At 71.9% G+C, this 24,744-nt stretch carries 22 protein-coding genes and 3 pseudogenes; 9 read left to right on the top strand and 16 right to left on the bottom strand.

Annotated elements, in window-relative coordinates:
• Positions 1-201: 201 nt before the first annotated feature.
• Positions 202-1,341, bottom strand: coding sequence for a CdaR family transcriptional regulator (locus HDC93_RS16820; protein ID WP_185011588.1), 1,140 nt, complete (start codon positions 1,339-1,341; stop codon positions 202-204).
• An 86-nt stretch (positions 1,342-1,427) separates the two neighbouring features.
• On the opposite strand from HDC93_RS16820, the gene HDC93_RS16815 reads away from it, so the two are divergent.
• The 3 genes from HDC93_RS16815 to HDC93_RS16805 all read left to right on the top strand — a co-directional run bounded on the left by HDC93_RS16815 (position 1,428) and on the right by HDC93_RS16805 (position 4,215).
• Positions 1,428-2,483, top strand: coding sequence for a ferredoxin reductase (locus tag HDC93_RS16815; RefSeq protein WP_185011586.1), 1,056 nt, complete (start codon positions 1,428-1,430; stop codon positions 2,481-2,483).
• Positions 2,484-2,490: 7 nt separating this feature from the next.
• The gene (locus HDC93_RS16810) at positions 2,491-3,609 is read left to right on the top strand and encodes an acyl-CoA desaturase (RefSeq protein WP_185011584.1); all 1,119 of its coding nucleotides are present in this window, start codon (positions 2,491-2,493) and stop codon (positions 3,607-3,609) included.
• A gap of 180 nt (positions 3,610-3,789) precedes the next feature.
• A complete protein-coding gene (locus tag HDC93_RS16805) occupies positions 3,790-4,215 on the top strand; it encodes a hypothetical protein (protein ID WP_260419595.1) in 426 nt (141 codons plus the stop codon).
• 9 nt (positions 4,216-4,224) lie between these two features.
• On the opposite strand, the gene HDC93_RS16800 is transcribed toward HDC93_RS16805, so the two are convergent.
• Positions 4,225-4,920 (bottom strand): GAF and ANTAR domain-containing protein, encoded by a 696-nt coding sequence (locus tag HDC93_RS16800; RefSeq protein ID WP_185011582.1) that lies wholly within the window; start codon positions 4,918-4,920, stop codon positions 4,225-4,227.
• A gap of 192 nt (positions 4,921-5,112) precedes the next feature.
• Between HDC93_RS16800 and HDC93_RS16795 the strand changes: the two genes are divergently transcribed.
• The 3 genes from HDC93_RS16795 (at position 5,113) to HDC93_RS16785 (ending at position 9,492) form a co-directional block, all read left to right on the top strand.
• Positions 5,113-6,000 carry an endonuclease/exonuclease/phosphatase family protein gene (locus HDC93_RS16795; RefSeq protein WP_185011580.1) on the top strand — a complete coding sequence of 296 codons (888 nt, stop codon included), beginning with the start codon at positions 5,113-5,115 and terminating at the stop codon, positions 5,998-6,000.
• Between the two features lie 229 nt (positions 6,001-6,229).
• Entirely contained in the window at positions 6,230-7,948 is a 1,719-nt protein-coding gene (locus HDC93_RS16790) for a SpoIIE family protein phosphatase (RefSeq protein WP_185011578.1), read from the top strand.
• A gap of 353 nt (positions 7,949-8,301) precedes the next feature.
• A complete protein-coding gene (locus HDC93_RS16785; RefSeq protein WP_185011576.1) occupies positions 8,302-9,492 on the top strand; it encodes an aromatic ring-hydroxylating dioxygenase subunit alpha in 1,191 nt (396 codons plus the stop codon).
• Here the strand turns inward: HDC93_RS16785 and HDC93_RS16780 are convergent.
• Positions 9,489-9,908: an SRPBCC family protein gene (locus HDC93_RS16780; RefSeq protein ID WP_185011574.1), complete on the bottom strand. Its 420-nt coding sequence runs from the start codon at positions 9,906-9,908 to the stop codon at positions 9,489-9,491. The genes HDC93_RS16785 and HDC93_RS16780 overlap by 4 nt on opposite strands.
• Positions 9,909-10,020: 112 nt before the next feature.
• Positions 10,021-11,517 carry a glycine betaine/L-proline transporter ProP gene (gene proP / locus HDC93_RS16775; RefSeq protein ID WP_185011573.1) on the bottom strand — a complete coding sequence of 499 codons (1,497 nt, stop codon included), beginning with the start codon at positions 11,515-11,517 and terminating at the stop codon, positions 10,021-10,023.
• Between the two features lie 237 nt (positions 11,518-11,754).
• On the opposite strand from proP, the gene HDC93_RS16770 reads away from it, so the two are divergent.
• The gene (locus tag HDC93_RS16770) at positions 11,755-13,269 is read left to right on the top strand and encodes an MFS transporter (RefSeq protein ID WP_185011571.1); all 1,515 of its coding nucleotides are present in this window, start codon (positions 11,755-11,757) and stop codon (positions 13,267-13,269) included.
• Between the two features lie 52 nt (positions 13,270-13,321).
• Here the strand turns inward: HDC93_RS16770 and HDC93_RS16765 are convergent, their stop codons facing one another.
• The 3 genes from HDC93_RS16765 to HDC93_RS16755 all read right to left on the bottom strand — a co-directional run bounded on the left by HDC93_RS16765 (position 13,322) and on the right by HDC93_RS16755 (position 16,983).
• A complete protein-coding gene (locus HDC93_RS16765; RefSeq protein ID WP_221516761.1) occupies positions 13,322-13,729 on the bottom strand; it encodes a hypothetical protein in 408 nt (135 codons plus the stop codon).
• Positions 13,730-13,804: 75 nt separating this feature from the next.
• On the bottom strand, positions 13,805-15,466 hold the full coding sequence (locus tag HDC93_RS16760) for an amidohydrolase (protein ID WP_260419594.1): 1,662 nt from the start codon (positions 15,464-15,466) through the stop codon (positions 13,805-13,807).
• Positions 15,467-15,486: 20 nt separating this feature from the next.
• Positions 15,487-16,983, bottom strand: a complete 1,497-nt coding sequence (locus tag HDC93_RS16755; protein ID WP_185011567.1) for an APC family permease — start codon at positions 16,981-16,983, stop codon at positions 15,487-15,489.
• A gap of 192 nt (positions 16,984-17,175) precedes the next feature.
• On the opposite strand from HDC93_RS16755, the gene HDC93_RS16750 reads away from it, so the two are divergent.
• On the top strand, positions 17,176-17,865 hold the full coding sequence (locus HDC93_RS16750; protein WP_185011565.1) for a TetR/AcrR family transcriptional regulator: 690 nt from the start codon (positions 17,176-17,178) through the stop codon (positions 17,863-17,865).
• A gap of 143 nt (positions 17,866-18,008) precedes the next feature.
• Here HDC93_RS16750 and HDC93_RS38390 read toward each other — a convergent pair.
• A pseudogene (locus HDC93_RS38390) lies at positions 18,009-18,251 on the bottom strand (ABC transporter ATP-binding protein); the annotation flags it as partial.
• Between HDC93_RS38390 and HDC93_RS16745 the strand changes: the two are divergent.
• Positions 18,244-18,753, top strand: a pseudogene (locus tag HDC93_RS16745) (zinc-binding dehydrogenase); the annotation flags it as partial. The pseudogenes HDC93_RS38390 and HDC93_RS16745 sit on opposite strands and share 8 nt — an antisense overlap.
• On the opposite strand, the gene HDC93_RS16740 reads toward HDC93_RS16745, so the two are convergent.
• The 8 genes and pseudogenes from HDC93_RS16740 to HDC93_RS16705 form a co-directional block, all read right to left on the bottom strand.
• Positions 18,748-19,080, bottom strand: a complete 333-nt coding sequence (locus tag HDC93_RS16740; RefSeq protein ID WP_185011563.1) for an STAS domain-containing protein — start codon at positions 19,078-19,080, stop codon at positions 18,748-18,750. The pseudogene HDC93_RS16745 and the gene HDC93_RS16740 overlap by 6 nt on opposite strands.
• Positions 19,077-20,402 (bottom strand): PP2C family protein-serine/threonine phosphatase, encoded by a 1,326-nt coding sequence (locus tag HDC93_RS16735; RefSeq protein WP_185011561.1) that lies wholly within the window; start codon positions 20,400-20,402, stop codon positions 19,077-19,079. Before HDC93_RS16735 ends, HDC93_RS16740 begins: the two co-directional genes overlap by 4 nt.
• Complete coding sequence (locus tag HDC93_RS16730) at positions 20,402-21,205, bottom strand: alpha/beta fold hydrolase (RefSeq protein WP_185011559.1); 804 nt, start codon at positions 21,203-21,205, stop codon at positions 20,402-20,404. Before HDC93_RS16730 ends, HDC93_RS16735 begins: the two co-directional genes overlap by 1 nt.
• Before the next feature lie 84 nt (positions 21,206-21,289).
• Positions 21,290-21,947: pseudogene (locus tag HDC93_RS16725) on the bottom strand (maleylpyruvate isomerase N-terminal domain-containing protein).
• A 116-nt stretch (positions 21,948-22,063) separates the two neighbouring features.
• Positions 22,064-22,918 (bottom strand): energy-coupling factor ABC transporter ATP-binding protein, encoded by an 855-nt coding sequence (locus HDC93_RS16720; RefSeq protein ID WP_185011557.1) that lies wholly within the window; start codon positions 22,916-22,918, stop codon positions 22,064-22,066.
• Positions 22,915-23,664, bottom strand: coding sequence for a cobalt ECF transporter T component CbiQ (cbiQ, locus tag HDC93_RS16715; protein ID WP_097222364.1), 750 nt, complete (start codon positions 23,662-23,664; stop codon positions 22,915-22,917). The genes HDC93_RS16720 and cbiQ overlap by 4 nt, the downstream gene beginning before the upstream one ends.
• A 6-nt stretch (positions 23,665-23,670) precedes the next feature.
• Positions 23,671-24,039 (bottom strand): energy-coupling factor ABC transporter substrate-binding protein, encoded by a 369-nt coding sequence (locus HDC93_RS16710; RefSeq protein WP_185011555.1) that lies wholly within the window; start codon positions 24,037-24,039, stop codon positions 23,671-23,673.
• Entirely contained in the window at positions 24,036-24,737 is a 702-nt protein-coding gene (locus HDC93_RS16705) for an energy-coupling factor ABC transporter permease (RefSeq protein WP_185011552.1), read from the bottom strand. The genes HDC93_RS16710 and HDC93_RS16705 overlap by 4 nt, the downstream gene beginning before the upstream one ends.
• Positions 24,738-24,744 lie beyond the last annotated feature (7 nt).

Genomic DNA, 24,744 nt, shown 5'->3' with positions numbered 1-24,744 from the left:
CCGCCACCCACAGCTGATCGGGCCGGGAGGCGGTGAAGTCGCGGTCGACCAGGCCCGGCGGACGCGGCGCCGACGGCTCCAAAATCGTGGTCCGACGCCGCCGGCCACGGATGACGCCCTCCAGGACCAGCTCGGCCATCAGCCTCTCGACGGTGCAGCGGGCCACCTCGTGGCCCTTGGTCGTGGACGGTCGAGAACGCGTCAGCTGCCCTGGAGACCGACCGCCAGTGTCAGTTCGAGGACCCGGTGGGGCGACGCGAGATCCGGGAACAGCTCCCGCAGCTGCGACATCCGGTACCGGACGGTCTGGGGATGGATGAACAACGCCGCCGCCACCTCCTCCCGCCTGCCCTGGTGCAGCAGCCACGCCCGCAACGTCTCCTCCAGGCGCCGCGCGGTCGTGACGGGCAAGGTTTGCAACGGTGCGAGGGCTCGGGCACGCAGGTCCGCGTACGCTTCCGCGTCGGCGCTCATCACCAACTCGGGCAGGTGGTCCTCGGTGTCGCGAATGTCAGTGGAGAGGGAGCGCGCGCGTACGGCCCGTTCGTACGAGGCGGACGCACGCGTCCATGGCCGGGCCGGGCCGACCACGGCGGTGCGGTCGGCCAGCCGCCTCAACAGATGTGATCGGTCGGCATCGGGCACGAGCAGCACGCCCAGGGCGTCCGGCAGATCGTCGAGGACGAGCGTGCTCGGGTCGAGAGCGCGGTAGGCGGGCCGGGCCTGGGCGGCGGGCAACAAAACCGCCGTCAGCGAAACCGGGGGCTGCCACCCTGCCCGTTGAGCAGCCGCCTGCAGCGCGTCCGGGCTCGCGCCGGTGAGGAGGTCGCGGACCAGTTGTTCCAGATGGCGCTCATGAACCCGGCCCCGGGCGGCCAGTTCGTCGGCATGGCCCGCGGCGCTGGCGGCGGAGAGCTCGTCGATGTAGGCGAAGGTCAGCTCGGCGAACTTGGCGACCTCGGCGGCGGGCAGACCTGCGGGTACGGCACCCGCGGCCAGGCAACGCCAGGCCACGCGGGCGCCGACGCGGTAGGCGCTGAGCAGGGCGTCCATCGAACGGCCGTCGCGCACCTCGCCGCGGCCCAGCTCGTAGGCCGCGTCCCCGGCGTCGCCGCCCGTGGCGTTCCCGCTCGCCACGTCCAGGTAGTGGCCCAGGGCGGTGCGGACGGCCCTGCGGATGGTGCCGCCCATGCTGCCCGAAAGGGCGTTGGCATAGGAAGGGACCTCGTCGATGATCGCCTGGACGACCTCGTCGGCGGTGGTCTTCAGCGCCGCACGAAGCGCGGTGACCGTTGTCTCATCCAGGGCCAGTTCGGTGGCCCTCCGCTGTACATGGCTCATCTTTTGTTCCCTGCGAACAATTCGGCCGACCAGATTCACGTCCTACGGACAGGACTTTACGCGCTGAGGCGCATCAAGCTGGAGTCATGACGAGTGCAGCCCTCCGCAGCAGGGCGTGGAAACTGCTGGAGATGGTCACGACGCCGCTGCTGCCGTCGGACTACCTCGACCTGGTCAGCCCGCTGCGTACCGGCGCCGACCTGCGTGGGCGCATCGAGGCCGTGCACCCAGAGACCCGTGACGCCGCGACCATCGTGATCAGGCCGGGACGGGGCTGGCGCGGCCACACGGCCGGTCAGTACGTGCGGATCGGGGTGGACGTCGACGGGGTGCGCCTGTGGCGTGCCTACTCGCTCACCTCGCCGACAAACCGCCTGGACGGCCGCGTCACGATCACCGTGAAGGCGATCCCGGACGGCAAGGTCAGCAACCACCTGGTCCGCAGGGCGAAACCGGGCACACTGATCCAGCTCGACCAGGCGACCGGTGACTTCGTACTGCCGCAGGCCAAGCCGGCCAAGGTGCTCTACCTGACGGCCGGCAGCGGCATCACGCCCGTGATGGGCATGCTGCGCGACACCGAGTTCGACGACGCCGTCATGATCCACTCCGCGCCGCAGCCGCAGGACGTGATCTTCCGCAACGATCTGCACGGCCTGGTCGCGGAAAGGAAGCTGCGTCTCACCGAGCTGCACACCGACACGGACGGCATGCTCGACATCGCCCGTCTCGACGAACTCGTGCCCGACTGGGCCGAGCGAGAGACCTGGGCCTGCGGGCCCACGGGCCTGCTCGACGCCGCCGAAAAGCACTGGGCCGAGCACGGCGTCCCGGAGCGCCTGCACACCGAACGCTTCCGCCCCGCCATCGTCGCCGCCGGCGACGGCGGCGAGGTCACGTTCAGCACCACCGGAAAGACCGTCGACGCGGACGGCGGCACGCCGTTGCTGGACGTCGGCGAGGAGGCCGGCGTGCTCATGCCGTCCGGGTGCCGCATGGGCATCTGCTTCGGCTGTGTCACGCCACTCAAGGCGGGCGCCGTCCGCGACCTGCGCACCGGCGAGATCACCGAGGCCGAGCCGGGCGTCCTCATCCAGACCTGTGTGTCCGCCGCGGCGGGCCCCTGCGACATCGAACGGTAGGAGCACCTTGACCGCCATCGACCCCACCGCCCACCTGACCGCGGAGCAGATCGAGGAGCTCGGCCGTGAGCTGGACGCGATCCGCGACGAGGTGATCGCCGGCCGAGGGGAGAAGGACGCCGCCTACATCCGCAAGGTCATCTCGGCGCAGCGCACGCTCGAGCTGGTCAGCAGGGGCGTGCTGCTGTTCTCGTTCTTCCCGCCCGCGTGGGTGATCGGCACCGCCGGTCTGTCCGTGGCGAAGATCATGGACAACATGGAGATCGGCCACAACATCCTGCATGGCCAGTGGGACTGGATGCGGGACCCGAAGATCCACTCCACCACCTGGGAATGGGACCACGTCTCGCCGGCCGACCAGTGGAAGCACTCGCACAACGAGCTGCACCACGCGTACACCAACGTGATCGGCAAGGACAACGACCTCGGCTACGGCATCATGCGCGTCGACGAGGACCAGAAGTGGCACCCGTTCCACCTCGGCCAGCCGCTGTGGAACTTCCTCAACGCCTGCTTCTTCGAGTACGGCATCGCGGCGTACGACCTGGAGCTCGGCAAGAACCTGCACAAGCGCCGCCGCAAGAACCCGGAGTTCCGTGCGCGGGCCAGGGCCGTGGGCCGCAAGATCCGCAAGCAGGTGCTCAAGGACTACGTGATCCACCCGCTGCTGTCGGGCCCGTCGTTCCTCCCCACGCTCGCCGCCACGTTCACCGCGAACCTGGTGCGCAACCTCTGGTCCCACTCGGTGATCATGTGTGGGCACTTCCCCGAAGGCGTGCAGGTCTTCGAGCGCCGGTCGATCAAGGGCGAGACGCGCGGCCAGTGGTACCTGCGCCAGATGATGGGCTCGGCGAACATCAGCGGCAGCAAGGCCATGCACTTCATGACCGGCAACCTGTCGCACCAGATCGAGCACCACCTGTTCCCGGACCTGCCGAGCAACCGGTACGCCGAGGTCGCGGTGAAGGTGCGCGCGCTGTTCGAGAAGTACGAGCTGGAGTACGTCACCGGGCCGCTGCCCAAGCAGGTGTTCTCCGCGTGGCACAAGGTCTTCCGGCTCTCACTGCCGAACAAGAAGCCCAAGCTCAAGACCCCGGAGCGCGAGCAGGAGCTGGTCGCGGCCTGATCCCCGGCATGGGTTCAGATCGTTCGGCGGCACCGGCGGCTCCGGCGGCTCCGCCGGTTTCGGTGAGGCGGACGAACGGGACGCCAACGATGACCTCGGTGCCCCGGACAAGCTCCACATCAGGCGCGGAGCAGTGACCGGGACGACCTGACCCAGGGCAGCAATCGGGGAGGCCGACATGTGCACGGCTACCTGTCGATGGCGGACGGTGGCCTGGAGGGCATCACCGTGTACGACCAGTCGTCCGCCCGGGGCGAGGGCGAGATGATCTCCACCACCGGCGACCTCGACCGGCTGCTCACCGCCCCGTTCTCCGGAGAACTGCTGCCGCCGGAGCTGATCCGGCTCATGTTCACGCTGCCGCCGGACGACGTGCGCATCCGGGACGGCTCCCCGGCCCGCCACAGCACCGGGCTTCAGCAGGCCACCGTCAACGGCGTGACCCTCTGGGGCAAGACCGGTGAGACGTACGGCTACAAGAACGCCGCGTTCTCCACGCGTGATCAGCGCGGACGCTTCGTGATCGCCTACCACCCGACGACCGCACGCGACGGTGCCGAGAACCGGATGATCGCCCGGGTCGCCGACCTGCTCACCCGCACCTGAGCAGAGCGCTCACGCCGGACCGTCGGTGCGCTTGTCCCTGACCCGCTGGGCGACGTCCCGCAGTTTGATGTTGTGGTGCTGGGAGATGTTCCGCAGCACGCTGAAGGCCTCCGCGTCGCTCAGCCCATGGCGTTCCCTGAGGATGCCCATGGCCTCACCGATGGCGTGCCGGGTCTCCAGAGCGTGTTCGAGCTGGTCGATGGTGCGGGCGTCCGCGAGGGCGACCGCGGCGTGCGAGGCGAGCAGCCAGCCGGCGGTCGCGATGTCCTCGGTGAAGGTGCCCGGGCGGCGGGAGTACAGGTTGAGTGCGCCGAAGTCCTCCTCGTGGGTGTACAGCAGGACCCCGGTCATGCTGCCGATGCCCAGTTCGCGCGCGGCCTCGGCGTAACGGGGCCAGTCCGGCTGCGGCTTGGTCATGTCCACGATCCGGAACACCCGCTCCTCGTCGGTGCGGCGGGCGAGGTCGAAGCACGGGCCCTCGCCCAGCTCGCCCTGCCGGCGGTCGGATTCCTCGACCATGTCGCCGTACGAGGACAGCGTGACGGCGCGTCCCTTGCGCACCGCGAGGATCCCGGCAGCGTCACAGCCGTCCACCAGCTTCACGGCCGACGCCGCGATCTCGTCCAGCGTCTGCTGCACCGAGTCCTGCTTCAGCAGGCTCCGTGCGAGCAGAGCCATCTCCTCGGCGAACTTCTGCCAGTCCATGCCTCACCGCCTGCGTCGATCATCAGTCCGACCACCCTACGCACAGCCTGGTCCCTCAACCATCGAAGACGCCAGGACCGGGGAGCGTGGCGCCGGCCTCGGCGGCTCCCGGCTGCAAGGGGGCCGGGGCGTCGCGATCACGAGATCGCACAGGGCGTGTGTCGCCGACGGCCTCGTCCCATAACCTCGTTCATGAAGGCCCAAGAGGCCAGTTGGGTCCACCGTGAGGAGGCGAGGTTGCTCGGTAGGAGCACGGGAGTGCGGTTGTTCGCGGGTGCCGTGCTGGCGCTCTGCATGGCGCTGATCGGCCCCAGCGCACCGACCGGTGCCCTCTTCGCCGGGGCCCAGTCCGCGCAAGCCGCCAGGGACGTCGTACCGAACCGGGTCATGACGTGGAACATCTGCAACCCCTGCGAGGTGAGCGACCTCGACCGGGCCGCGGAGATCGCCGCGGCCGCGCCCCAGGTCATCGGCATGCAGGAAGCGTGTGTGCGTGACGTCGAGAGGATCCGGGAGTACCTGCGGAACCTCCACGGGCTGGTCTACCACGTCGAGTACGGGTCGGTACTGCGGAAATGGGGCCGCTGCGGGGGAACCCCGTGGAGTCCTGGGGCCTTCGGCCAGGCGATCCTCTCCGCGGCACCGATGACGGACCCCGTCAACGTGGAGTACCCCGACGGCGGCTCCGAAGACCGCGGGTACATGGCCGTCACCACCACCGTGGGCGACCGCTCCGTCCGGGTCTTCAACACGCACCTCGCCCAACGGCGTCAGGAGACGGTCCGGGCGGACCAGACGCGCGTCCTCGCCGCGGAGGTCGCCCGGCACGACCGCGCGATCCTGCTCGGCGACTTCAACGCCGTGCCGGACTCTCCCGAACTGACGGGGATCTGGGCACTGGCCACGGACGCGGACCCGCAGTGCCACCCGTCGCCCACCGGCACCTGTCAGCCGACCACCGACTGGCAGAGCAAGTTCGACTACGTGTTCCTGCGCGGCTTCGTCCCCCTCAGGCACCGCGTGCACCCGACGCCGTACTCGGACCACCACCCGCTGCACACCGACGTCGACCCGACCTGAGCCACACTGATCGCGACGAACGCCCCGGTACGTTCCGGCGCGCCTGCGACCGCTCCCGCACCATCCCGCCCGCTTCCCCGGCACCGCAGGTCAGCGGCCCGCACGGCCCGACGGGAGGACGCGCGCTCCTGGGCGACGTGAATTCTACTGTCGTATGGGCATACGGGGAGGCAGACAAACAGCGCATGCCGACGGCACGGACGCCGGCTTGATCAGCAGGGAGTCCGCGATGACGGGGCTGGAGCACACGGAGTCCGTTCACGGGCCGTCCGTGCCGACAGCGTCCGTCGTGCTGGCCGGGACCCTGGAGGCCATCGGCGCCGGGGCCTACGTCGTGGACGAGCAGGGCTGCATCATCGCCGCGAACACCCGCGCCGAGCAGCTCCTCGGCCGGTCCGCCGACGAGCTGACGGGCCACGACGCACACGACCTGCTGCACCGCGACGCGCAGGGGCAGCCCCTGCCGCGGACCCGGTGCGCCATGCGGCAGGCCCTCCACGCCGGGCGCACCGCCCAGGCCGACGAGGACTACTTCGCCTGCGCCGACGGCACCCTCCTGCGCATCTCCTGGCTGATCACGCCGTACGACGTGGGCGGCCGCCACGCCGGCACGCTTGTCGTCTTCCACGCCCCCGACCACGACCGGGCCCCCGACCCGCTGCCGGAGCCGGCGGCCCAGCCGCTCTCGGAGCTGCACCGGCTGGCCCTGCTCGCGGAGACCACCGCGCAGCTGACCTCCACGCTCGACGTCGACGAGGCGCTGCGCAGGCTGGTCACGCTGGTCCTGCCCCGCCTCGCGGACTGGGTCGTCGTCGACCTGATCACCGAGCGCGACGAGGTGTGGCGTACCGTCGTGGTCCACGCCGACGGCGCCACGCTCACGCACCGCGAAGACTTGCAGGGGCCGATGCCGCCGGTCCCCGAGGAATCCCCGATGCCGCTCTCCAGGGCCCTGCGCGGCGTCGCCTCCAGCCTGGTCGGACCGCAGACCTACCAGGAGGCACCGGACTCCGGCATCGCGGTCGAGCAGCGCCGCCTCTTCGACGCCACGGGCATGCACTCCGCGGCCATCGCGCCCATTCGCAGCACCCGCGCGGTCCTGGGAGCGCTGACCCTGGGCCGCGACGAGAACCCGGCACCCTTCACACCCGTGGACCTCCCCCTGATCGAGGACATCGCACGCCGTGCCGGCCTCGCCCTCGACAACGCCCGCCTCTACCAGCGCCAGCGCAAGGTCGCCGAGACCATGCAGAACCATCTGCTGCCGCAGATGCCGGGTGTCGCGGGCCTGCAGATGACCGTCCGCTACCTGCCCGCACCGGACGCCTCACAGGTCGGCGGCGACTGGTACGACGCCTTCCCCCTGTCCGACGCGGCCACCGCCCTGGCCATCGGAGACGTCGTCGGCCACGACCTGGAGGCGGCGGCCGGCATGGCGCAGGTCCGCAACATGCTCCGCGCCTACGCCTGGTCCCAGCACGAACCGCCCAGCCGGATCGTCGAACGGCTCGACGAGGCGATCCAGCACATCACCGACGTCACCATGGCCACGACGATCTTCGCCCGGATCGAACCGGCCGACGACGGCCACTGGCAACTCTCCTGGACCAACGCCGGCCACCCCCCGCCGCTGCTGATCAGCCGGGACGGTCTGGCCGAGTACCTCACCGACGGCCACGGCATCCTCCTGGGCACCCAGACCGGCACCCGGCGCCCGGACGCCACCGCGCAACTCCCGCCCGGCTCCACCCTGGTGCTGTACACCGACGGTCTCATCGAGGCGCCCCGCCGCACCCTCGACGAGGGACTGAAACAACTGAGCCAGCACGCCGCCGCCCTCGCCCACCGGCCCCTGGCCTCGTTCACCGACCAGCTCCTGCGCCGCGTCCGCCCCGCCGGGAACGACGACGACGTCGCCCTGCTGGCCCTGCGCATCCCCGGGAGCTGACCGGCGCCGAACCCCGGGGCGAGAGCCGGAGGGCCTCGCCCGGAACGCCCCGCCTCCGCCCCCATCCGCCTGACCGCGAACTCGACCTGCTGCCCGGGGGCGTCGAGACCGTCATCGGCGCCGACAGCACCCTGCCCCGGACCGTGGACCGCATCATGCTCGACACCGGCCTGGCCGGTCTCCCCGCGCTCGACCTCCAGCCACCCGTTCCAGTCACCCGTTCGTACCTGCCGGGCAGGGCGTGAGCGGCACCTCGCGGTCAGCATGGACGGAGCCGGGGCGCCCGCATCGGCAGCCCGGTGCTGCCCGACGCGACGCGCGGCTGTCGCTGCCCGTACGCGTGAGGGAGAGGAATGACCGAGACCGACGAGGCCGGGACCTTCTCTGCCGGGGACGCATGGCCCTCGGCGCACCGTGACCCGAGTACCGGCATGGTCGACCTCCGGCGCGTCGGGGCGAACCCGGACTTCTGGTACCCGGTCGCCCTGTCGAAGAACGTGCGCAGCAAGCGGGCGTTCGCGGCGGCCTTCGCCGGTGAGCGCATCGCGCTCTACCGCGGGGAGAGCGGCACCGTGTACGCGCTGGAGGACCGGTGCGCCCATCGTCAGGTGCCGCTGAGCATGGGCGTCGTGGAGGGCGAGGCTTTGCGCTGTTGCTACCACGCGTGGGCCTACCGGGGCGACGGCCGCATCTCGCAGATCCCGTACCTCTCCAAGGGCGACGGCCGGCCGCCGCGCGGCGTGCGCGGCTACCCCGTCCGCGAGGCGTACGGCCTGGTGTTCGTGTTCCCGGGCGACCCGGACAAGGCGGCCGCCGCCCCGCTGCCCGACCTGCCGGCGTTCGGTTCGCCGCTGTACAAGACGATGACGTTCTCCCGGACCGTGCGCTGCCACTACTCGTTCATGCACGAGAACCTGCTCGACATGAACCACCAGTTCCTCCACCGGGGCGTGGTCGGCAGACTCCACCCCGAACTGCTCGACTTCCGGACCGACGAGCGGTCGGTGGAGGCCAGGTACCTGTTCAGTCATGCCGGGGGCAAGCGGAATCGCGGGGCCAGCCTGCTGGCCTCCGAGGGCATCGGCGGCAGCGACTCCCGGGACGTCATGACGATCCGCACCTCGTACCCGTACCAGACCCTCGACCTGGTCCCGGAGAACGCCGAGCGGCCGGCCTTCCGCCTCTGGGTCGCCTACGTGCCCGAGGACGCCGAGCAGCGCCGCTGCCACACCTTCGGCCTGCTCATGATCGAGAAGCCCCGGATTCCCGGCGCTCTGCACCTGGCCTGGCCGCTCATCAGACGCTTCACCGAGCGGGTGTTCGCCGAGGACCGGATGGCCGTCGAGGCCGAGCAGCGGGCCTGGGACGAGCAGGGCGAGGACCGCAACCGCGAGGTGTTCTCCCTGATCCTGGACGTCCGCGAGGTCCTGCGGAGCAACGGCGTCCCCATCCGCCCCCGGGGCGCGTGCGGCGCCGCCTCGGTGTGCAACGGGCAGGACCGCGGGCCGTCGCCGATGGCCGGTGCCGACGGTACCCCCGGCTAGGGGTGACGCGGGCCGGCGGGGTCAGGCCGCCGCACCTGCTCCTCCAGTCGCCGCAGGCTGGTGTCCAGGGCATCGGCGACGGCGCGCTCGCCCGGGTCGTGGCCGGCGTCGAAGAACGACAGGTGCACGGTCACCTCACTGGCGCCGCCGTCGAGACCGGCGACCTGGAGCCAGCCCGCGTAGCCACCCTGCTCACGGGTGCCCCACTCGAGCCGCATCTGCTCCCGCCGGGCGCGCAGCACGGCGGAGACGTCCTCGTCGGCGCGGTCCTCGTGCACGGTGACGGCGGGCAGCTCCTCGGCCTCCACGTGCAGGGCCTCCGGCAGCCAGCTGTCCAGCCGCCCGACGTTCGCGGCCTGGTCGAAGACGTGCTCGGGCTGCGCGGGCATCGTGCGGGAACGTTCGTACTCGGTCATCGCCTTACCGGCCTCGCCTCGACAGTCGTAGCGCCCACCGCGTTCCCGGCCTGAGTGGACCCAACCGCGGGATGCCCCGACCGCGACGGCGGACGGGGCATTCCACGGGGGCTCAGAACCTGGGCTGAGGGGACTGCGCCTGGACGAGTTCCTCCGCCTCGGCCTCCGTCGCCACGGACGGCGGGGAGCCGGCCAGCGGCTTGTTGGCGGTCTCCCGCATGCACAGCACCGCGATGACACCGATGACCGCGGCGCCCGTGGCGTAGTACGCCGGCATGAGGGTCGAGTCGAACGCGCTGATCAGAGCGGTGATCACCAGAGGTGTCGTGCCGCCGAAGATCGACGTGGCGAGGTTGTAGGCCACCGAGAGCGAGCCGTAGCGCACCTGGGTGGGGAATATCGCCGGGAGCGCCGCCGACATCGTGCCGAGCATCGGCAGCAGGGAGAGGCCCATCAGCAGCAGGCCCAGGGTGATGAGGACGACGTCGCCCTGCCGGATGAGCAGGAACGAGGGCAGGGACAGGAACAGGAAGCCGAGCATCCCCGCCATCAGCAGCGGTTTGCGCCCGAAGCGGTCCGAGAGCCGACCGACCTGGTTGATGAGGCACATCTGCAGCACCATCACCACGACCAGGATCAGCAGGCCGTGGTTGGTGGCGTAGCCCAGCTCGTCGGACAGGTACGTCGGCATGTACGACAGCAGCATGTAGTCGGTGATGTTGTACGCCGCGACCAGCGCGAGGCACAGCAGCAGCGGCCGCCAGTACTGGGTGAAGATCTTGCCGAGGTCGGCGGCGGCCGAGGTCTCCACGGCGTCGGCGGCCTCGCTCGCCTTCGCCTGGCCGCCCTCCAGCTTCTGGAAGGCGGGCGTCTCGTCCAGCTTGAGCCGCAGGTAGAGCCCGATGAGGCCGAGCGGGGCCGCGACCAGGAACGGCACGCGCCAGCCCCACGACAGCATCTGGTCGTCGCTCAGAAGGGTCTGCAGGACGACGACGAGGCCGGAGGCGCCGACGTAGCCGGCGAGCGTGCCGAGCTCCAGGAAACTGCCGAAGAAGCCGCGCCGCTTGTCGGGCGCGTACTCCGCGATGAACGTCGAGGCACCCCCGTACTCCCCGCCCGTCGAGAAGCCCTGCACCAGCCGGAAGAAGATCAGCAGGGCCGGGGCCCACAGACCGATCACGGCGTGCGAGGGCACCAGACCGATGGCGAAGGTCCCCACCGCCATCATGATCATGGTCAGGGAGAGGATGCGCTTGCGGCCGACCTTGTCCCCGAGCGGCCCGAAGACCATGCCGCCGAGCGGACGCACCAGGAAGGCCACCGCGAACGTCGCGAAGGAGCCGAGCAACTGGGCGGTGTCGCTGCCCGAGGGGAAGAAGACCTTCCCGATCGTGGCCGCCAGATAGCTGTAGATGCCGAAGTCGTACCACTCCATCGCGTTGCCGAGGGCGGCGGCCTTGGTGGCGCGCTTGACCGCCGCGTCGTCGGTCACCGTGATGTCGCTGCGGCGCAGCTTCGGGTGACGTCGTTTCTCGATCGCCCGGAACAGCACGCGGTGTCGTCTCACAGCCGCGGGATCCACCGACTCGTCGTTGTCGGGCGCCGCCATCACGTGGTTCCTTTCGCCGGTCGTCCTTCCAAGCACAACGCCTGCACGAATCTCGCGCGCTCAAACGACCCCCTTCGCGCGGCGCCCGGTTGATCACGGAATGTGATGAGCGGGCGCTCAGGTCAGGTCGGGTCGCGGGTCGCTGCGCCGTCCGGGAGGATCACTGGGGCGGGTGTGTGCCCCCGGCCTGGTGGGGAACTTGTTCCGCCGGGTGCGTGCCCGGTGAGAGGAGCCCATGTGACAGCGTCGGCGGCGGGCGGCCGGGACCAGGGCGGGCCATCCGACGGCTACGAGCCGGACCCGAAGCGGTGGCGGGCCCTGGGGGTCACGCTGGTCGCCGGCTTCATGAGCCTGCTGGACGTGTCGATCGTGGCCGTCGCCCTGCCCACGATCCAGCAGCAGCTGCACGCCTCGGCGGCCGAGGTGCAGTGGGTGGTGTCCGGCTACGCCCTCTCCTTCGGCCTCGCCCTCGTCACCGCCGGCCGCCTCGGCGACGCCCTGGACCGGCGCCGCATCTTCCTGATCGCCCTCAGCGGCTTCGTGCTCTTCAGCGCGGCCTGCGGAGCGGCCCCGAACATCACCCTGCTGGTGGTGGCCCGGCTCGCCCAGGGCCTGGCGGCCGGTTTCATGGCCCCGCAGAACTCCGCGCTCATCCAGCAGATGTTCCGCGGCGGGGAACGCGGCCGGGCCTTCGGGTCCTTCGGCGCCACCGTGGGCATCTCCTCCGCGGTCGGCCCCCTCACCGGCGGTCTGATCCTCGCCCTGGCCGACGGCGCCCAGGGCTGGCGCTGGATCTTCTACGTCAACGTCCCCATCGGCATCCTCGCGGTCCTCCTCGGCCGCCGCCTGCTGCCCCGCACCCGGCGCTCCGGGCGGGAACACGTGGACCTGCCCGGTGTCCTGCTCCTCGGCCTCGGCGTGCTCGCGCTCATGTACCCGCTGGTCCAGGCGGAGGCCGGCGGCCTCACCGGGCTGTGGTGGATGTTCCTGGCCGGTGCCGCGCTGCTCTTCGTCTTCACCCGCTGGCAGCGCCGGCTGCTGGACCGCGGTACCCAGCCGCTGCTCGATCCGCGCCTGTTCACCACCGTGCGCGGCTACGCCGTCGGCGCCGGCGTCGGCACGCTCTACTTCATCGGCTTCAGCGGCGTCTGGCTGGTCTTCGCCCTTTTCTACCAGCACGGCCTGGGCTTCTCCCCGCTTCAGTCGGGCCTCGCCGTGACCCCCTTCGCCCTCGGCTCGGCCGTCGCGGCCGCGGTCTCCGGGCGGCTCGTGGACCGGCTCGGCCGCCTGCTCACCGTGGGCGGGCTCACGGGCGTGATCCTCGGACTGGGCGGCACCGCGCTGCTGCTGCGTTTCGCGCCCCTCGACGTCGCGCCCTGGATCGCCGCCCCGGTCCTGTTCCTCGGCGGTGTCGGCGGAGGGTGCGTGATCTCCCCCAACATCACCATGACGCTGCGCGACGTGCCCGTGCACATGGCGGGAGCGGCGGGCGGCGCCCTGCAGACCGGGCAGCGGCTCGGCGCCGCGGTGGGCACCGCCGCCCTGCCCGGCCTCTACTACCTGGTGCTCGGCAGCAGGAGCGACGACTACCGCGGCGCGCTCTTCCTCGCGATGGCCGCCGGGCTCCTCGGCATGGCCGCGTCCCTGGCCCTAGCGGCGTACGACTGGCGCCGCGACCGGCGCACGCGGGAGCCGCACCGCGAGTGCCCGGACGACGTCGCCCACAGCCCCGTGCGCGCCCGGCAGACCTGAGCGGTCACCCGGTCACCCGGTCACCCGGTCACCCGGTCACCCGGTCACCCGGTCACGAGGTCTGTGGCTGCCGCGAGGCGGGTGCGTCGTCGTCCAGCTCGCCGCGCAGCGCGCCGAGGGCGAAAGCCGTCATGGACGCCGGGATCAGCAGCGCGAGCGGTCCCCAGATCGCCGGAACGGCCCACAGCGGCCACTCGTTGGCCGCCTGCGCCCAGAGCGTCAGGATCGCCGTCGCGCCCAGGGCGACGCCGTGCCACCGCACCGTCTTCGCCGCCGTCTCGCTGCGTACGGTGAACTCCTGCTCCCACACGCACCCCGACGCCTCGACCGGAACCGCGGCGCAGGCCGGCGCGCCACGGTACTCCCGCTCCCGATCCAGCGCCCCGCCGATCTCGCGGGCCGACGCCACGCCGACGCCGAGCGTCACGACGGCGAGCAGCATCCACATCACGGACCGCATGACCCCGCCCCCCGACGACCCCACAGCGCCTCATCCCCCTCCGTGACATCCGGACCCGGAGCATTGGAACACGCCTCAGGTGCCGGTGTGGACCCGCCGCCCCTCGACGAAGGTCTCCAGGACCCGGGTCGCGGCGATCTCCTCGGGCGGACCCGCGAACGGGTCGCGGTCGAGGACGACCAGGTCCGCCGCCTTGCCGACGGTGATGCTGCCGGTGATGTCGTCGAGGTGGTTCACATGGGCGCTGCCCGCCGTGTAGGCGGCGATGGCGGTCCCCAGGTCGAGGCGCTGGTGCGGGAAGAAGGCCGGGGTGCCGTCCGGGGCCTCGGGGGAGACGCGGTTGACGGCGACATGGATGGCCTGGAGGGGGTCGGGGCTGCTGACGGGCCAGTCGCTGCCGGCCGCGAGGGTCGCGCCGGCGCGCAGCAGATCCCCGAACGGGTACTGCCAGGCGCCGCGTTCCGCGCCCAGGAAGGGCAGGGTCAGTTCGTCCATCTGCGGCTCGTGCGCGGCCCACAGCATCTGGAGGTTGGCGCTCGCACCCAGCGCCCGGAAGCGCGGCAGGTCGCCGGGGTGAACGACCTGGAGGTGTGCCAGGTGGTGCCGTGTGTCGCGGTTGCCGTTGGCGGCCCGGGCGGACTCCACGGCGTCCAGTGCCTCACGCACCGCCCGGTCGCCGAGCGCGTGGAAGTGCACCTGGAAGCCGTGGGCGTCCAGTTCGGTGACGTACTTCCGCAGCTCGCCCGGCTCGACGAAGCTGATGCCGCTGTTGTCCGAGGCGCAGCCGCAGCCGGTCAGATAGGGGGACAGCATGGCCGCGGTGTGGTTCTCGGCGATGCCGTCCTGCATGATCTTCACGGTCCCGGCGCGGAACCGGTCCCGGCTCAACTCCTCCCTCCTCGCGACGAGTTCGCCGATCTGCTCGGCGCCGCGCTCGCGGTCCCACCACAGGGCGCCGACGACCCGCGCGGTGAGCAGGCTTCGGTCCAGCGCCTTCAGATACGCCGGAGCCGGGTCGGTCAGGTTGGCGTACGTGCCGACGATGGCGTCCTGCCAGGCGGTGACGCCGTGCGCGTGCAGCACGGCCTGGGCACGCAGCAGACCGGCGAGCTGCTCCTCCGGCGTGGGGTCGGGCACCAGTCGGCCCACCAGGTGGACGGCGCCCTCCTGGAGCATCCCGGTGGGGTTGCCCTCGGCGTCGCGTTCGATCCGGCCGTCGGCGGGGTCGGGGGTCCGGGCGTCGATGCCCGCACGCTCCAGGGCCCGGCTGTTGACCCAGGCGCCGTGGTGGTCGCGGTTCGGCAGGAAGACGGGGCGGTCCGGGACGACCGCGTCGAGGACGTCGGCCGTGGGGGAGCCGCCGGGGAACGCCTCCATGGACCAGCCGCCCCCGGTGATCCACTCGACGTCCGGGTGCTCGTCGGCGTAGGCCGCGATCCTGCGCAGGTACTCGTCCGCGTCGACGGTGTCGCCCAGGTGGCACAGGCCGAGTTCGAGGCCCGCGCCCATCGGGTGGACGTGGGCGTCCTGGAAGCCCGGCAGCAGCAGCTTCCCGGCGAGGTCGACGACCTCGGTGCGCGGCCCGATCAGCTCGCGCACCTCGTCGTGCCCGACGGCGGCGATCCGCCCGCCGCGCACGGCCACCGAGGTGGCGCGGCTGCGGGCCGGATCGACGGTGTGCACGGGGCCGCCGGTGAGAACGAGGTCCGCGGGTCCCGGGGCAGGGGGGTGTGACATGGGGGTGAACTCCATGAGGGTCAGACCGCCGTGCGGTCCATCGGCAGGGTCAGGGCCTCGGCGTCGGTGCCGCGCCCGGTCGTGAAGTAGGGCGAGCGCCGGACGTACTTGGCCACGGCGGCCATGCCGAGGCCGGCGAGCACGATCACGGCGGGCAGCGAGAACATGAACCAGCCGTTGTCCGGGCTCAGTTCGAAGTGATCGCTCATGGTGAGGTACGAGTATCCGAGATAACCGCCGAGGCCCAGCAGCACCAGCCCGGACCCGGCCGGCACGACGACGGCCAGCAGTGCCTCGCGCGTCCCCTCGTGCCGCGCGGCACGGAACCGCACGGCGCAGGCGAGCGCGGTGAGGCCGTAGTAGAGGGCCACGATCAGGCCGATGGCGTTGACGGCGGCCAGCAGCATGTCGCTCAGCTTGGGGATCGCGAAGGCGAGCACGGCGATCACGGCGGCGACGGACATCACGACGGCCGTTCCCGCGGCGGGTGTGCCGTAGCGCGGGTGGACCCGGGTCCACAGCGGGCCCATGGTGCGGTCGCGGCCCATGGCCAGCAGGCCGCGTGCCGTGGGGATCAGGGTGGCCTGCACGGAGGCGACGGCGGAGAACATCAGGGCGATGAGCGGCAGGGTCGCCCAGGGCTCGGCGGCCAGCTTCTCCCCGAGGTAGGGGAGGGCCTGCGGGCCGTTGCGGACGAGCTCAGCCAGGCTCATCTCCCGCTGGAAGGCGACCGAGGCGAAGAGGAACAGGCCGAGCATCGCGAACAGGGCGATGAGCCCGCCCCGGGCCGAGTCGCCCGGGTTCTGGGTCTCCTCGTTGACGCTGAACGCCGCGTCCCAGCCCCAGAAGAAGAACACCGCGAGGACCATGCCCTGGGCGAAGTGGGTTCCGCTGGAGATCTCGAACGGGTTGAACCAGGACAGCGACACCGCGTGGTCGCCGGTGAGCAGGGCCCAGCCGCAGAAGCCGAGCAGCACCGCGTACTCGAAGACCAGCAGGGCGAACTGGAACCGGGTCGCACCGCGGACACCGGTGACGGCCAGGACGGTGAGGGCCAGCAGGATGACCAGCCCGACCGCCGTGCACATGCCGGTGGACGTCGGATCGAGGGCGACGCCCGCCAGGCTGCGCAGACCGGCCTTGTCGGCGAAGGCCAGCACGACCGAGCCCATGATCGCGCTGGTGTAGGCGCAGAAGATGACCGAGCCGACCAGCGTGACCCAGCCGGTGAGGAAGCCGGGCCAGGGGCCGAGGGATCTGCCGACCCAGGTGTAGCCGTTGCCGCAGTTGGGTTCGGAGCGGTTGAGCCGGGCGTAGGCGAGGGCAATGCCCAGCACCGGCAGGAACGCCAGCAGCAGGAGCGCCGGGGCCTGCAGGCCCACGACGGTCGCGATCGTGCCCATGCCGATGGCGATGCTGGTGGTGGCCGCGGTGCTGGATGCGGCGATGGCGACGCCGTCGACGACGCCGAGGGAACGGCGCAGCGCGGGACGGGGCGGGGGCGGTGCGGACGACATGACTGGCTCCTCGGGGACGAGGTGGGAAGAGCCGCGCGGGACTGTGATGGAACAGCCGGTGGCCATATTGGGTCAACCCTGTTGACGTAAGGCGACAAGGGCCGTTCACTGCGTTACGCGAGAAGGCTCCGGTCGGCGAGATGCCGCCGGCGCGCGAGAAGACCCCGGTGCGCGAGGAGAGGAGTCCGGGTCATGACCACCCGTGTCCCGCAGGAACGCCGGCGTCGGAGGCCGACCCGTTCGGGAGTCCTGCTGTCGGAGGACCTGATCGTGCAGACCGCGCTGCGGCTCATCGGCGAGCACGGGCCCGAGGCGCTGAGCGTGCGCCGGCTCGGCGCGGCCCTGGGCTGCGACCCGACGGCGCTGTACCGCTACTTCCACGGCACCGATGACCTGGTGCTCGCCATCGCCGACCGGATCATCGGCGACGCCATGGCCGGCTTCACCCCGGGGGACGACTGGGTGGCCTCGCTGCGCGAGATGGCCCTGAGGGTCCGCGCGGGATACCTCGCCCATCCGCGGGCGGCCGCCATGGCCGCCCACCGCGTGACCCGGCGCCGGAACGAGATCCGTGCCGTCGAGACGGGGATCGGCCTGCTGCTCACCGCGGGCTTCCCGCCGGCCGACGCCGCACGGTTCTACCTGGCCTTCATCGACACCGTCCTCAGCCACGCCGCCACGGAGGCGGCGTTTCACGCGCTCGCCCCGCAGCAGCGCGAGGCCGACCGCCGGTCGTGGCGGGACGTCTACCAGGACCTCGATCCGACGACGTACCCGTCCCTGACCGCGGTGCGGCGGGAGCTGCCCGCGATGGCGGACAGCTCCTTCGAACCGGCCGTGGACCTCCTGCTGGAGGCCCTGGCGGCCCGCGTACGGAGGTGAGCCGCCCCGCGTACGGAGGTGAGCCGCCCCGCGTACGGAGGTGAGCCGCCCCGCGTACGGAGGTGAGCCGCCCCGCGCAGGGAGGTGAGCCGCCCCGCGCAGGGAGGTGAGCCGCCCCGCGTACGGAGGTGAGCCGTTCCGCGTACGGAGGTCTTGCCGCCGCCGGACCGGCCCACGAGACCGATCTTCGCCCCGCTCGGCACGGCCAGGTCGAGTCCCTCGAACAGCGGCCGGCCGCCCCGGTGGGCGAAGGTCACCTTCTCGAAGCGGACGTCGGCGGCCCTGGACCGCAGCGGCTCCGGGGCCGGCGGGTCGAGCACCGTCGGCGGCACCAGGAGCAGTTCGGTGAACTGCGCGGTCTCCGTCATCGAGCTTTCCGGAGCCCGCGTCCTGGTCGTCGCCCGCGGCAGCATCGGCCTGTACGTCTGCGACATCGCCCGCGCGCTCGGCGCCTCCGACGTTCTCTACGTCGATCCCGACCCCGAACACCGCGCCCTCGCCCGCGAGTTCGGCGCCACCACAGCCGAGGTCCCGGAGCCGCTGCCGTAGAGCCATGACATCGCCGTCGAGGCGACCGGCCGCGTCGACCAGCTCGGCCTGGCCGTCAAGTGCCTGACGCCCGAGGGGATCTGCGAGAGCGCGGGCAACCACTTCCGCCCCGGCGAACTGCCCCTGCTCGACATGTACCTCACCGGCGTCACCCTGCGCGTCGCCCGTGACGGCGTGCGCGCCCACATCCCCGAGGCCCTCGCGCTCGCCGCCTCAGGCAGGGTCGACCCCGGGAAGGTCGTCTCCCACGTGGTCGACTGGGAGGACCTGCCGGCCGCGCTGCCGGAGAAACACCTATTGCCGGTCTTCGTCCGGGCCAGGGTCAGGGATGGATCATGACGCGGCGCTGGAACCCGGGCGCAGCGTGAAGACCTGGTCGAGGCCGACGAGGGTGAGGACACGCGTCAGGTTCGCTGGGACGGCGGCCAGGACGAAGTCGGCGTCGGCGGCCAGGGCGTGCTGGCGGGCGGCGAGCAGGGCGGTGATGCCCGAGGAATCGCAGAACTCGAGATCGGACAGGTCGAGGACCAGGCGCTGCCCCGCTGACAGGGGGAGCTGGTCGAGCCGGCCGCGCAGTACGGGGGCCTGGTCGAAGTCGAGGTCGCCGGCCACGTGCAGAACGGGGCCGGTCGCGGTGTCGCGCTGTCTGATGGTGAGCGGGTTCATGAGGTGTGACTCATCGAGGGGGATATGAGGGAAGGGGTGGCGGGAACGCCGAGCGCCAGCAGGGCGGTGTCGTCGTCGAGACCGTCGCCGAAGCTCTCCAGCAGCCCGGTGAAGGCGGTGATCACTTCGTGCGCCGAGGCGGGGGCGTGGTCGGTGGCGAAGGCGTGCAGGGCGTCCTCGCCGTACAGGTCGTCGCGGCCGGGGCCGGTGCGGGCCTCGGTGAGGCCGTCGGTGTACAGCACGACCGTGTCACCGGGCGCCAGGACGGTCTCGGCGGTGCCGATCGGTGCGCTGGGGAGGACGCCGATGAGCAGCCCACCGGGGGTGGGCAGGAATTCGGCGCGGCCGTCGGATCGCAGGACGAGCGCCGGCGGGTGACCGCCGGAGGCGAGGCGCACGGTCGTCGGCGCGTGCTCGCCGCCCGGTTCGATGATCCCGAAGATGCAGGTGCAGTACCGGGGATTGCCGTCGCCGGTGTACCGCTCGTGCAGGACGGCGTTCAGCGTGGTCAGCGCCGAGGCCGGATCCGGGTCGTGGTGGGCCGCGGCGCGCAGGGTGTAGCGGGTCAGCGAGGTGAGGGAGGCGGCCTCGGGGCCCTTGCCGCACACGTCCCCGAGGAAGAACGCCCAGCGGTTCCCGGCCACGGGGAACAGGTCGTAGAAGTCGCCGCCGAGCTGGTCCGGCGAGGCCGTGTGGTAGTGGACGGCCGATTCCAGGCCCGGCACGGCGGGCAGCGAGTCCGGCACGAGGGAGCGCTGCAGGACGGCGAGTGCGTCGGCCAGCCTGGCCCGGTCGGCCTCGGCCTGTCGCCGGGCCTCGTCCGCCTCGGCGCGGGCCCGCTCGGCCTCCTCGCGGCGGCGCAGGAGCTCCTTCTCGTAGGAGCGGCGGTCCGAGGCGTCGAAGACGGTGATCCGGATCAGCAGGGGCTCGCCCTCGGTGCCGTGCTTGATCACCGCGGAGACCAGCACCGGCAGCGGGCCGCCCTCCTGGCGCCGCATGTCCAGGGCGATGCCCCTGAGCTCGCCCTGCATCCGGAGCAGGGGAGCGAAGTGCGTCTCGTGGTACAGCTTCCCGCCGATGGTGAGGAGGTCCGCGAAGCGCTTGCGGCCCGCCACCGCCTCACGGTCCAGCCCGAGCCAGTCCAGCAGCGTGGTGTTGATCTTGGCGATGGTGCCGTCCATCATCGTGGACAGGTAGCCGCAGGGGGCGGACTCGTACAGGTCCTCCGCACTGTCCTCCAGCAGTGCGGAGAACACGGCGTCCGTGCACGCCTCGTCCCCCCTTTCGGCGGGGTCCGGCACGCCGCCGCCCGTACGACACATCACTTCAGGGACTCCAGGAAGTCGAGGATCGCCCCGGTGGTGGCCCGTGGCGCGCTGAGCTGCGGGCAGTGCCCGGTGGCGTCGAGGGTGACCAGCCGGGAGGCGGGGATCGCCGCGTGCACGTAGGCGCCGACCTCGCGGGGCGCGATGGCGTCCTGCTCGCACTCCAGCACGAGGGTCGGCACGGACACGCCCTTCAGGTCCTCGCGGCTGTCGGAGAGGAACGTCGTGCGGGCGAAGACGCGGGCGATGTCGGGGTCGGTGGCGCAGAAGCTGTTGGTCAGCTCCTGGCCCAGCTCCGGCCGCTCCGGGTTGCCCATGATCACCGGGGCCATCGCGGACGACCACCCGAGGTAGTTCGCCTCCAGGGAGGCGAGCAGCTCGTCGATGTCCTCCGTGCTGAAGCCGCCGCGGTACCCCTCGTCGTCGATGTAGCAGGGCGAGGGCGTCACCATCACGAGCGCCCCGATCCGCTCCGGAGCCGCCTGCGCCGCCAGCACCCCGACCATGGCACTCACCGAGTGCCCCACGAACACCGCCTGCCGCAGGTCCAGCTCCTCGCAGACGTCGACGACGTCGGCGGCGTAGCCCTGGAGCGACGCGTACCGCTCCTCGCTCCAGGCCGCGAGGTCCGAGCCGCCGGCACCGACGTAGTCGAACAGCACCACCTGGTAGTGCCGCGAGAGCTCGGGCACCACCAGCCGCCACATGTTCTGGTCGCAGCCGAACCCGTGTGCGAGGAGCAGCACGGGCGCGCCGGCGGGGCCCATGACGGTGACGTTGTTCCTGCGGCGGATGTCCATCCGGCCATGCTCCCACCCCGGCCGGAGTGAGTCGACAGCGGGCCGGACAGCGGGCCGGTGGGCGACGCGGCGGCGACCGGGACGTCAGCCCAGGTAGAGCGGCACTTTCGAGGCCAGTTCGCCGAGCCCGGCCTGCTCCTTTTCGGTCGGTGCCCGCCGCCCGGTGCCTGATCAGCAGGGCGTCCACGTTGTGGAAGGCGGGCGGGAACGGGTTCCCCGCGATCTGCTCCAGCATCTCCCGCGACCGGACGAGGCCCTCCGCGGGAGGCTGCTCCGCGTCCGGGAGGCAGGCGATCAGGTCGAGGTGGTGCAGCGTCCACTCCATGACGTAGGTGGAGAGGTAGTCGCGCACGGTGAGGATCTCGTCACGGGTGCTCACCCGGCCGGCCGGGTCGGCGAGCAGGGCCGCGCGGCCGGCGGCCGAGCCGACGTCGTCCAGGCGGAATTTCAGCAGCTGCGGATCCTCGTAGGCGGCGGCCAGCCGGACGGTCAGCGCGTCGAGCGGGTCGTCACAGGTCGGCGGAGTACCGGAGACGTCCCAGTACGTCAGTGCGTCACGCGTCGGTTCCCGCTCGGACGGGGTGGCCAGGGTGATCAGGACGTCCTGGGCGTCGACGATCAGATGGCACACCAGGTCCCGTACCAGCCAGCCCGTACAGCCGGAGGGCCGCCCGAAATCCTCGTCGGAGAGATCCGCCACCGCCGCGCGCAACGCCGTCCAGGTGCGTGAGACGAGATCCACCTCGGCAACGTAGTGCGGCGCCGCGACGCCGGACAAGCAGGTTTCGGGCGGCCGCCGGCGTCACGAACGCGTGGTGCGCGCCGGAGTCACGAACCGTCGTGCGCGCCTGCGCGACCTCAGCCTCCGGGCGCCCCCAGCCGTCCCCCCACCAGGGCGGCGAGTTCGTCCGGCGTCCGCGGACCCGGCTCCGCCTCGGCCAACAAACCCTGTGCGCGCAGGAGCTTTGCCGTCGCCGCACCCCACGGCAGACGCAGCCCCGCCTCCCGCAGGAGGTCCGTGCGGGCCAGGGCCATGGCCGCGGGCCCGGTGCGGACACCGGACGGGGTGAGCAGCGCCGCGTCGTCGGCCCAGCGCAGGGCGAGGTCGACGTCGTGAGTGGCCATCACCACCGTGGTGCCGGCGGCACGCAGACCGTCGAGGGTGGTGAGGAGCCGCTCCTGGCCGTCGGGGTCGAGTCCGGCCGTCGGCTCGTCCAGGACGAGGACACGCGGCCGCATGGCGACCGCGCCCGCGATGGCGGTGCGTTTGCGCTGCCCGTAGGAGAGCAGATGGGTGGGGCGGTCGGCCAGGGCCGTGATGTCCAGGGCGGCGAGCGCATCCGCCACCCGAGCCCGCACCTGCGCGTCGTCGAGGCCGAGGTTCAACGGCCCGAACGACACGTCCTGCTCGACCGACGCCGCGAACAGCTGGTCGTCCGGGTCCTGCACGACCAGCTGCACGGTGGTCCGCAGCCGGGTCAGCCCCTTGCGGTCGTACGACACCGGCTGCCCCTGGACCGTCAGCCGCCCCTCGTGCGGCTTGAGCCCGCCGGAGAGCAGCCGCATCAGCGTGGTCTTGCCGCTGCCGTTGCGGCCGAGCAGCGCGAGCGCGCGCCCCTCGCGGATGTCGAAGTCGAGGCCGCTGAGCACGGCCGGGCCGTCCTCGTAGGCGAAGGACGCGCCCCGCAGGGCGACGAGGGCGGGCTCGCTCATGTCAGCGGCCTTTCCAGGACGAGGGTGAGGACGGCCAGCGCGGCGAGGAGCGCGCAACTGGCCGCCGTGAAACGGGCGGAGACCCGGGCCTCGGGCACCAGGACGCGCAGGGTGCCGTCGTAGCCGCGACCGGCGAGTCCGGCCTGGAGCCGGGTCGCCCGGTCGAAGGCGCGGACGAACGCGGTGGCGCCGAGCCCGGCCAGGGAACGCCACTGAGCGCCCCGGCCGGTGTGGCCGAGCCGGGCCGCCTGGGCCTCCCGGATGCGGCGCATGGAGTCCAGCAGCAGGAAGCTCATCCGGTACGTCACGAGCGCGACGTCGACGACCGGCGCGGGGACCCCGGCCCGGACCAGACGGGGCAGCAGGTCGGACATGGGCGTGGTGAAGGCGAACAGCAGCACGCCCAGGGAGGCCGCCGAGGTGCGCAGCAGCAACTCACCGGCCCGCAGCGGCCCGTCGTCCGCGAGGGAGACGAACCCCCCCGGCCCGCCCACCTGGACGAGCAGCGTGACCGCGCCGGTCACGCAGAAGCCCAGCGGCACCCGGTAGGCCCGCCACAGCCGCCGGCCGGGCACCCCGGCAGGCCCCAGCAGCACCACCAGGGCGGTCAGGAGGACCAGGGCCGCGCCCGGCCAGGGCGGCAGCGAGATCGCGAGCACGGTGAGGCCGAGCCCGAGCACGGCCTTGTCCACGGGATGGCGGCGGCGCCAGCGACTGCTGTGCGCCGCCGCGTCGATCGGCAGCACCCGGGCTCAGTCCTGTTCTGCGGTGGACTTCCCGGCGGCGCCGGCGAGCGCGCTGTCGGCCTCCCGCTCCAGCGCCCGCTGCTCACCCTGCCTACGGCCCCGGCGCAGACCGAAGTAGTAGGCGAGGACACCGGCGCCGAGAGCCGCCTGGAGGGCGAACAGGGCCGACTCGATCTCACCGGACGGCGGCTCGTACAGCGGTGAGAACCACGGCTCGTAGTCCGGCTTCAGCTCGGTGATCGCCGTCTCGGCCTCGCCGTCGGACCCCGCGAACGGCTCCTTCTTGTGGTCGCCGAGCCCGAGCGCCAAGGGAAGCACCGCGAGCGCGGCCACGGCGAGCAGCAGCGCCAAGTTGATCTTCGTGTTCCTCTTCATCGGGTCACCGCCTCGGTCTCCGTCCGCGCCTGCTTCTTGGCGAGGAGCACGCCCAGCCGGGTCAGTTCGCCCTTGCTGGACTGCACCAGCAGCCGCATCACAAGCACGGTCAGCAGACCCTCGCTCACCGCGAGCGGAACCTGGGTGACGGCGAAGATGGAACCGAACTTGCCGAGCGCGCCCAGGAATCCGCTTGCTGGGTCGGGGAAGGCGAGCGCCAGCTGCACGCTGGTGACGCAGTAGGTGGACAGGTCGGCGACGAACGCGCCGGAGAACACCGCCACCATCAGCGGGGCGTTGGAGCGCCGCAGCAGCTTGTAGAGGGCGTATCCGGCCCAGGGGCCGACGATCGCCATGGAGAAGACGTTGGCCCCGAGCGTGGTCAGGCCGCCGTGCGCGAGCAACAGCGCCTGGAACAGCAGGGTGATGGTGCCCAGCACCGCCATGATGGGCGGCCGGAACAGGATGGCTCCGAGGCCCGTGCCGGTGGGGTGTGAGCAACTGCCGGTCACGGACGGCAGTTTCAGGGCGGACAGGACGAACGTGAAGGCGCCGGACGCACCCAGGAGCAGAGTGCTCTCGGGGTGCTCGCGCACTTCACGGGTGAGTGACCGGACCCCGTGGACGACGAACGGCGCCGACGCGACGCCCCAGGCGACCGCGTGCGCCGGAGGAAGGAAACCCTCGGCAATGTGCATGGCTCAG

It is taken from the genome of Streptomyces sp. AK010 (assembly GCF_014207295.1).
GTDB lineage: Bacteria > Actinomycetota > Actinomycetes > Streptomycetales > Streptomycetaceae > Streptomyces > Streptomyces massasporeus.
Note: the sequence above shows the minus strand (reverse complement) of the source record. Positions and strands in the feature narration are given on the sequence as shown.

Excerpts from the sequence above, each read along its gene's own strand:
- HDC93_RS16820 (WP_185011588.1), bottom strand. The coding sequence starts at position 1,341 with ATGAGCCATGTACAGCGGAGGGCCACCGAACTGGCCCTGGATGAGACA.
- HDC93_RS16815 (WP_185011586.1), top strand. The coding sequence starts at position 1,428 with ATGACGAGTGCAGCCCTCCGCAGCAGGGCGTGGAAACTGCTGGAGATG.
- HDC93_RS16800 (WP_185011582.1), bottom strand. The coding sequence starts at position 4,920 with ATGGACTGGCAGAAGTTCGCCGAGGAGATGGCTCTGCTCGCACGGAGC.
- HDC93_RS16795 (WP_185011580.1), top strand. The coding sequence starts at position 5,113 with ATGAAGGCCCAAGAGGCCAGTTGGGTCCACCGTGAGGAGGCGAGGTTG.
- HDC93_RS16790 (WP_185011578.1), top strand. The coding sequence starts at position 6,230 with ATGACGGGGCTGGAGCACACGGAGTCCGTTCACGGGCCGTCCGTGCCG.
- HDC93_RS16785 (WP_185011576.1), top strand. The coding sequence starts at position 8,302 with ATGACCGAGACCGACGAGGCCGGGACCTTCTCTGCCGGGGACGCATGG.
- HDC93_RS16780 (WP_185011574.1), bottom strand. The coding sequence starts at position 9,908 with ATGACCGAGTACGAACGTTCCCGCACGATGCCCGCGCAGCCCGAGCAC.
- proP (WP_185011573.1), bottom strand. The coding sequence starts at position 11,517 with ATGGCGGCGCCCGACAACGACGAGTCGGTGGATCCCGCGGCTGTGAGA.
- HDC93_RS16765 (WP_221516761.1), bottom strand. The coding sequence starts at position 13,729 with ATGCGGTCCGTGATGTGGATGCTGCTCGCCGTCGTGACGCTCGGCGTC.
- HDC93_RS16760 (WP_260419594.1), bottom strand. The coding sequence starts at position 15,466 with ATGTCACACCCCCCTGCCCCGGGACCCGCGGACCTCGTTCTCACCGGC.
- HDC93_RS16755 (WP_185011567.1), bottom strand. The coding sequence starts at position 16,983 with ATGTCGTCCGCACCGCCCCCGCCCCGTCCCGCGCTGCGCCGTTCCCTC.
- HDC93_RS16750 (WP_185011565.1), top strand. The coding sequence starts at position 17,176 with ATGACCACCCGTGTCCCGCAGGAACGCCGGCGTCGGAGGCCGACCCGT.
- HDC93_RS16740 (WP_185011563.1), bottom strand. The coding sequence starts at position 19,080 with ATGAACCCGCTCACCATCAGACAGCGCGACACCGCGACCGGCCCCGTT.
- HDC93_RS16735 (WP_185011561.1), bottom strand. The coding sequence starts at position 20,402 with ATGTGTCGTACGGGCGGCGGCGTGCCGGACCCCGCCGAAAGGGGGGAC.
- HDC93_RS16730 (WP_185011559.1), bottom strand. The coding sequence starts at position 21,205 with ATGGACATCCGCCGCAGGAACAACGTCACCGTCATGGGCCCCGCCGGC.
- HDC93_RS16720 (WP_185011557.1), bottom strand. The coding sequence starts at position 22,918 with ATGAGCGAGCCCGCCCTCGTCGCCCTGCGGGGCGCGTCCTTCGCCTAC.
- HDC93_RS16710 (WP_185011555.1), bottom strand. The coding sequence starts at position 24,039 with ATGAAGAGGAACACGAAGATCAACTTGGCGCTGCTGCTCGCCGTGGCC.
- HDC93_RS16705 (WP_185011552.1), bottom strand. The coding sequence starts at position 24,737 with ATGCACATTGCCGAGGGTTTCCTTCCTCCGGCGCACGCGGTCGCCTGG.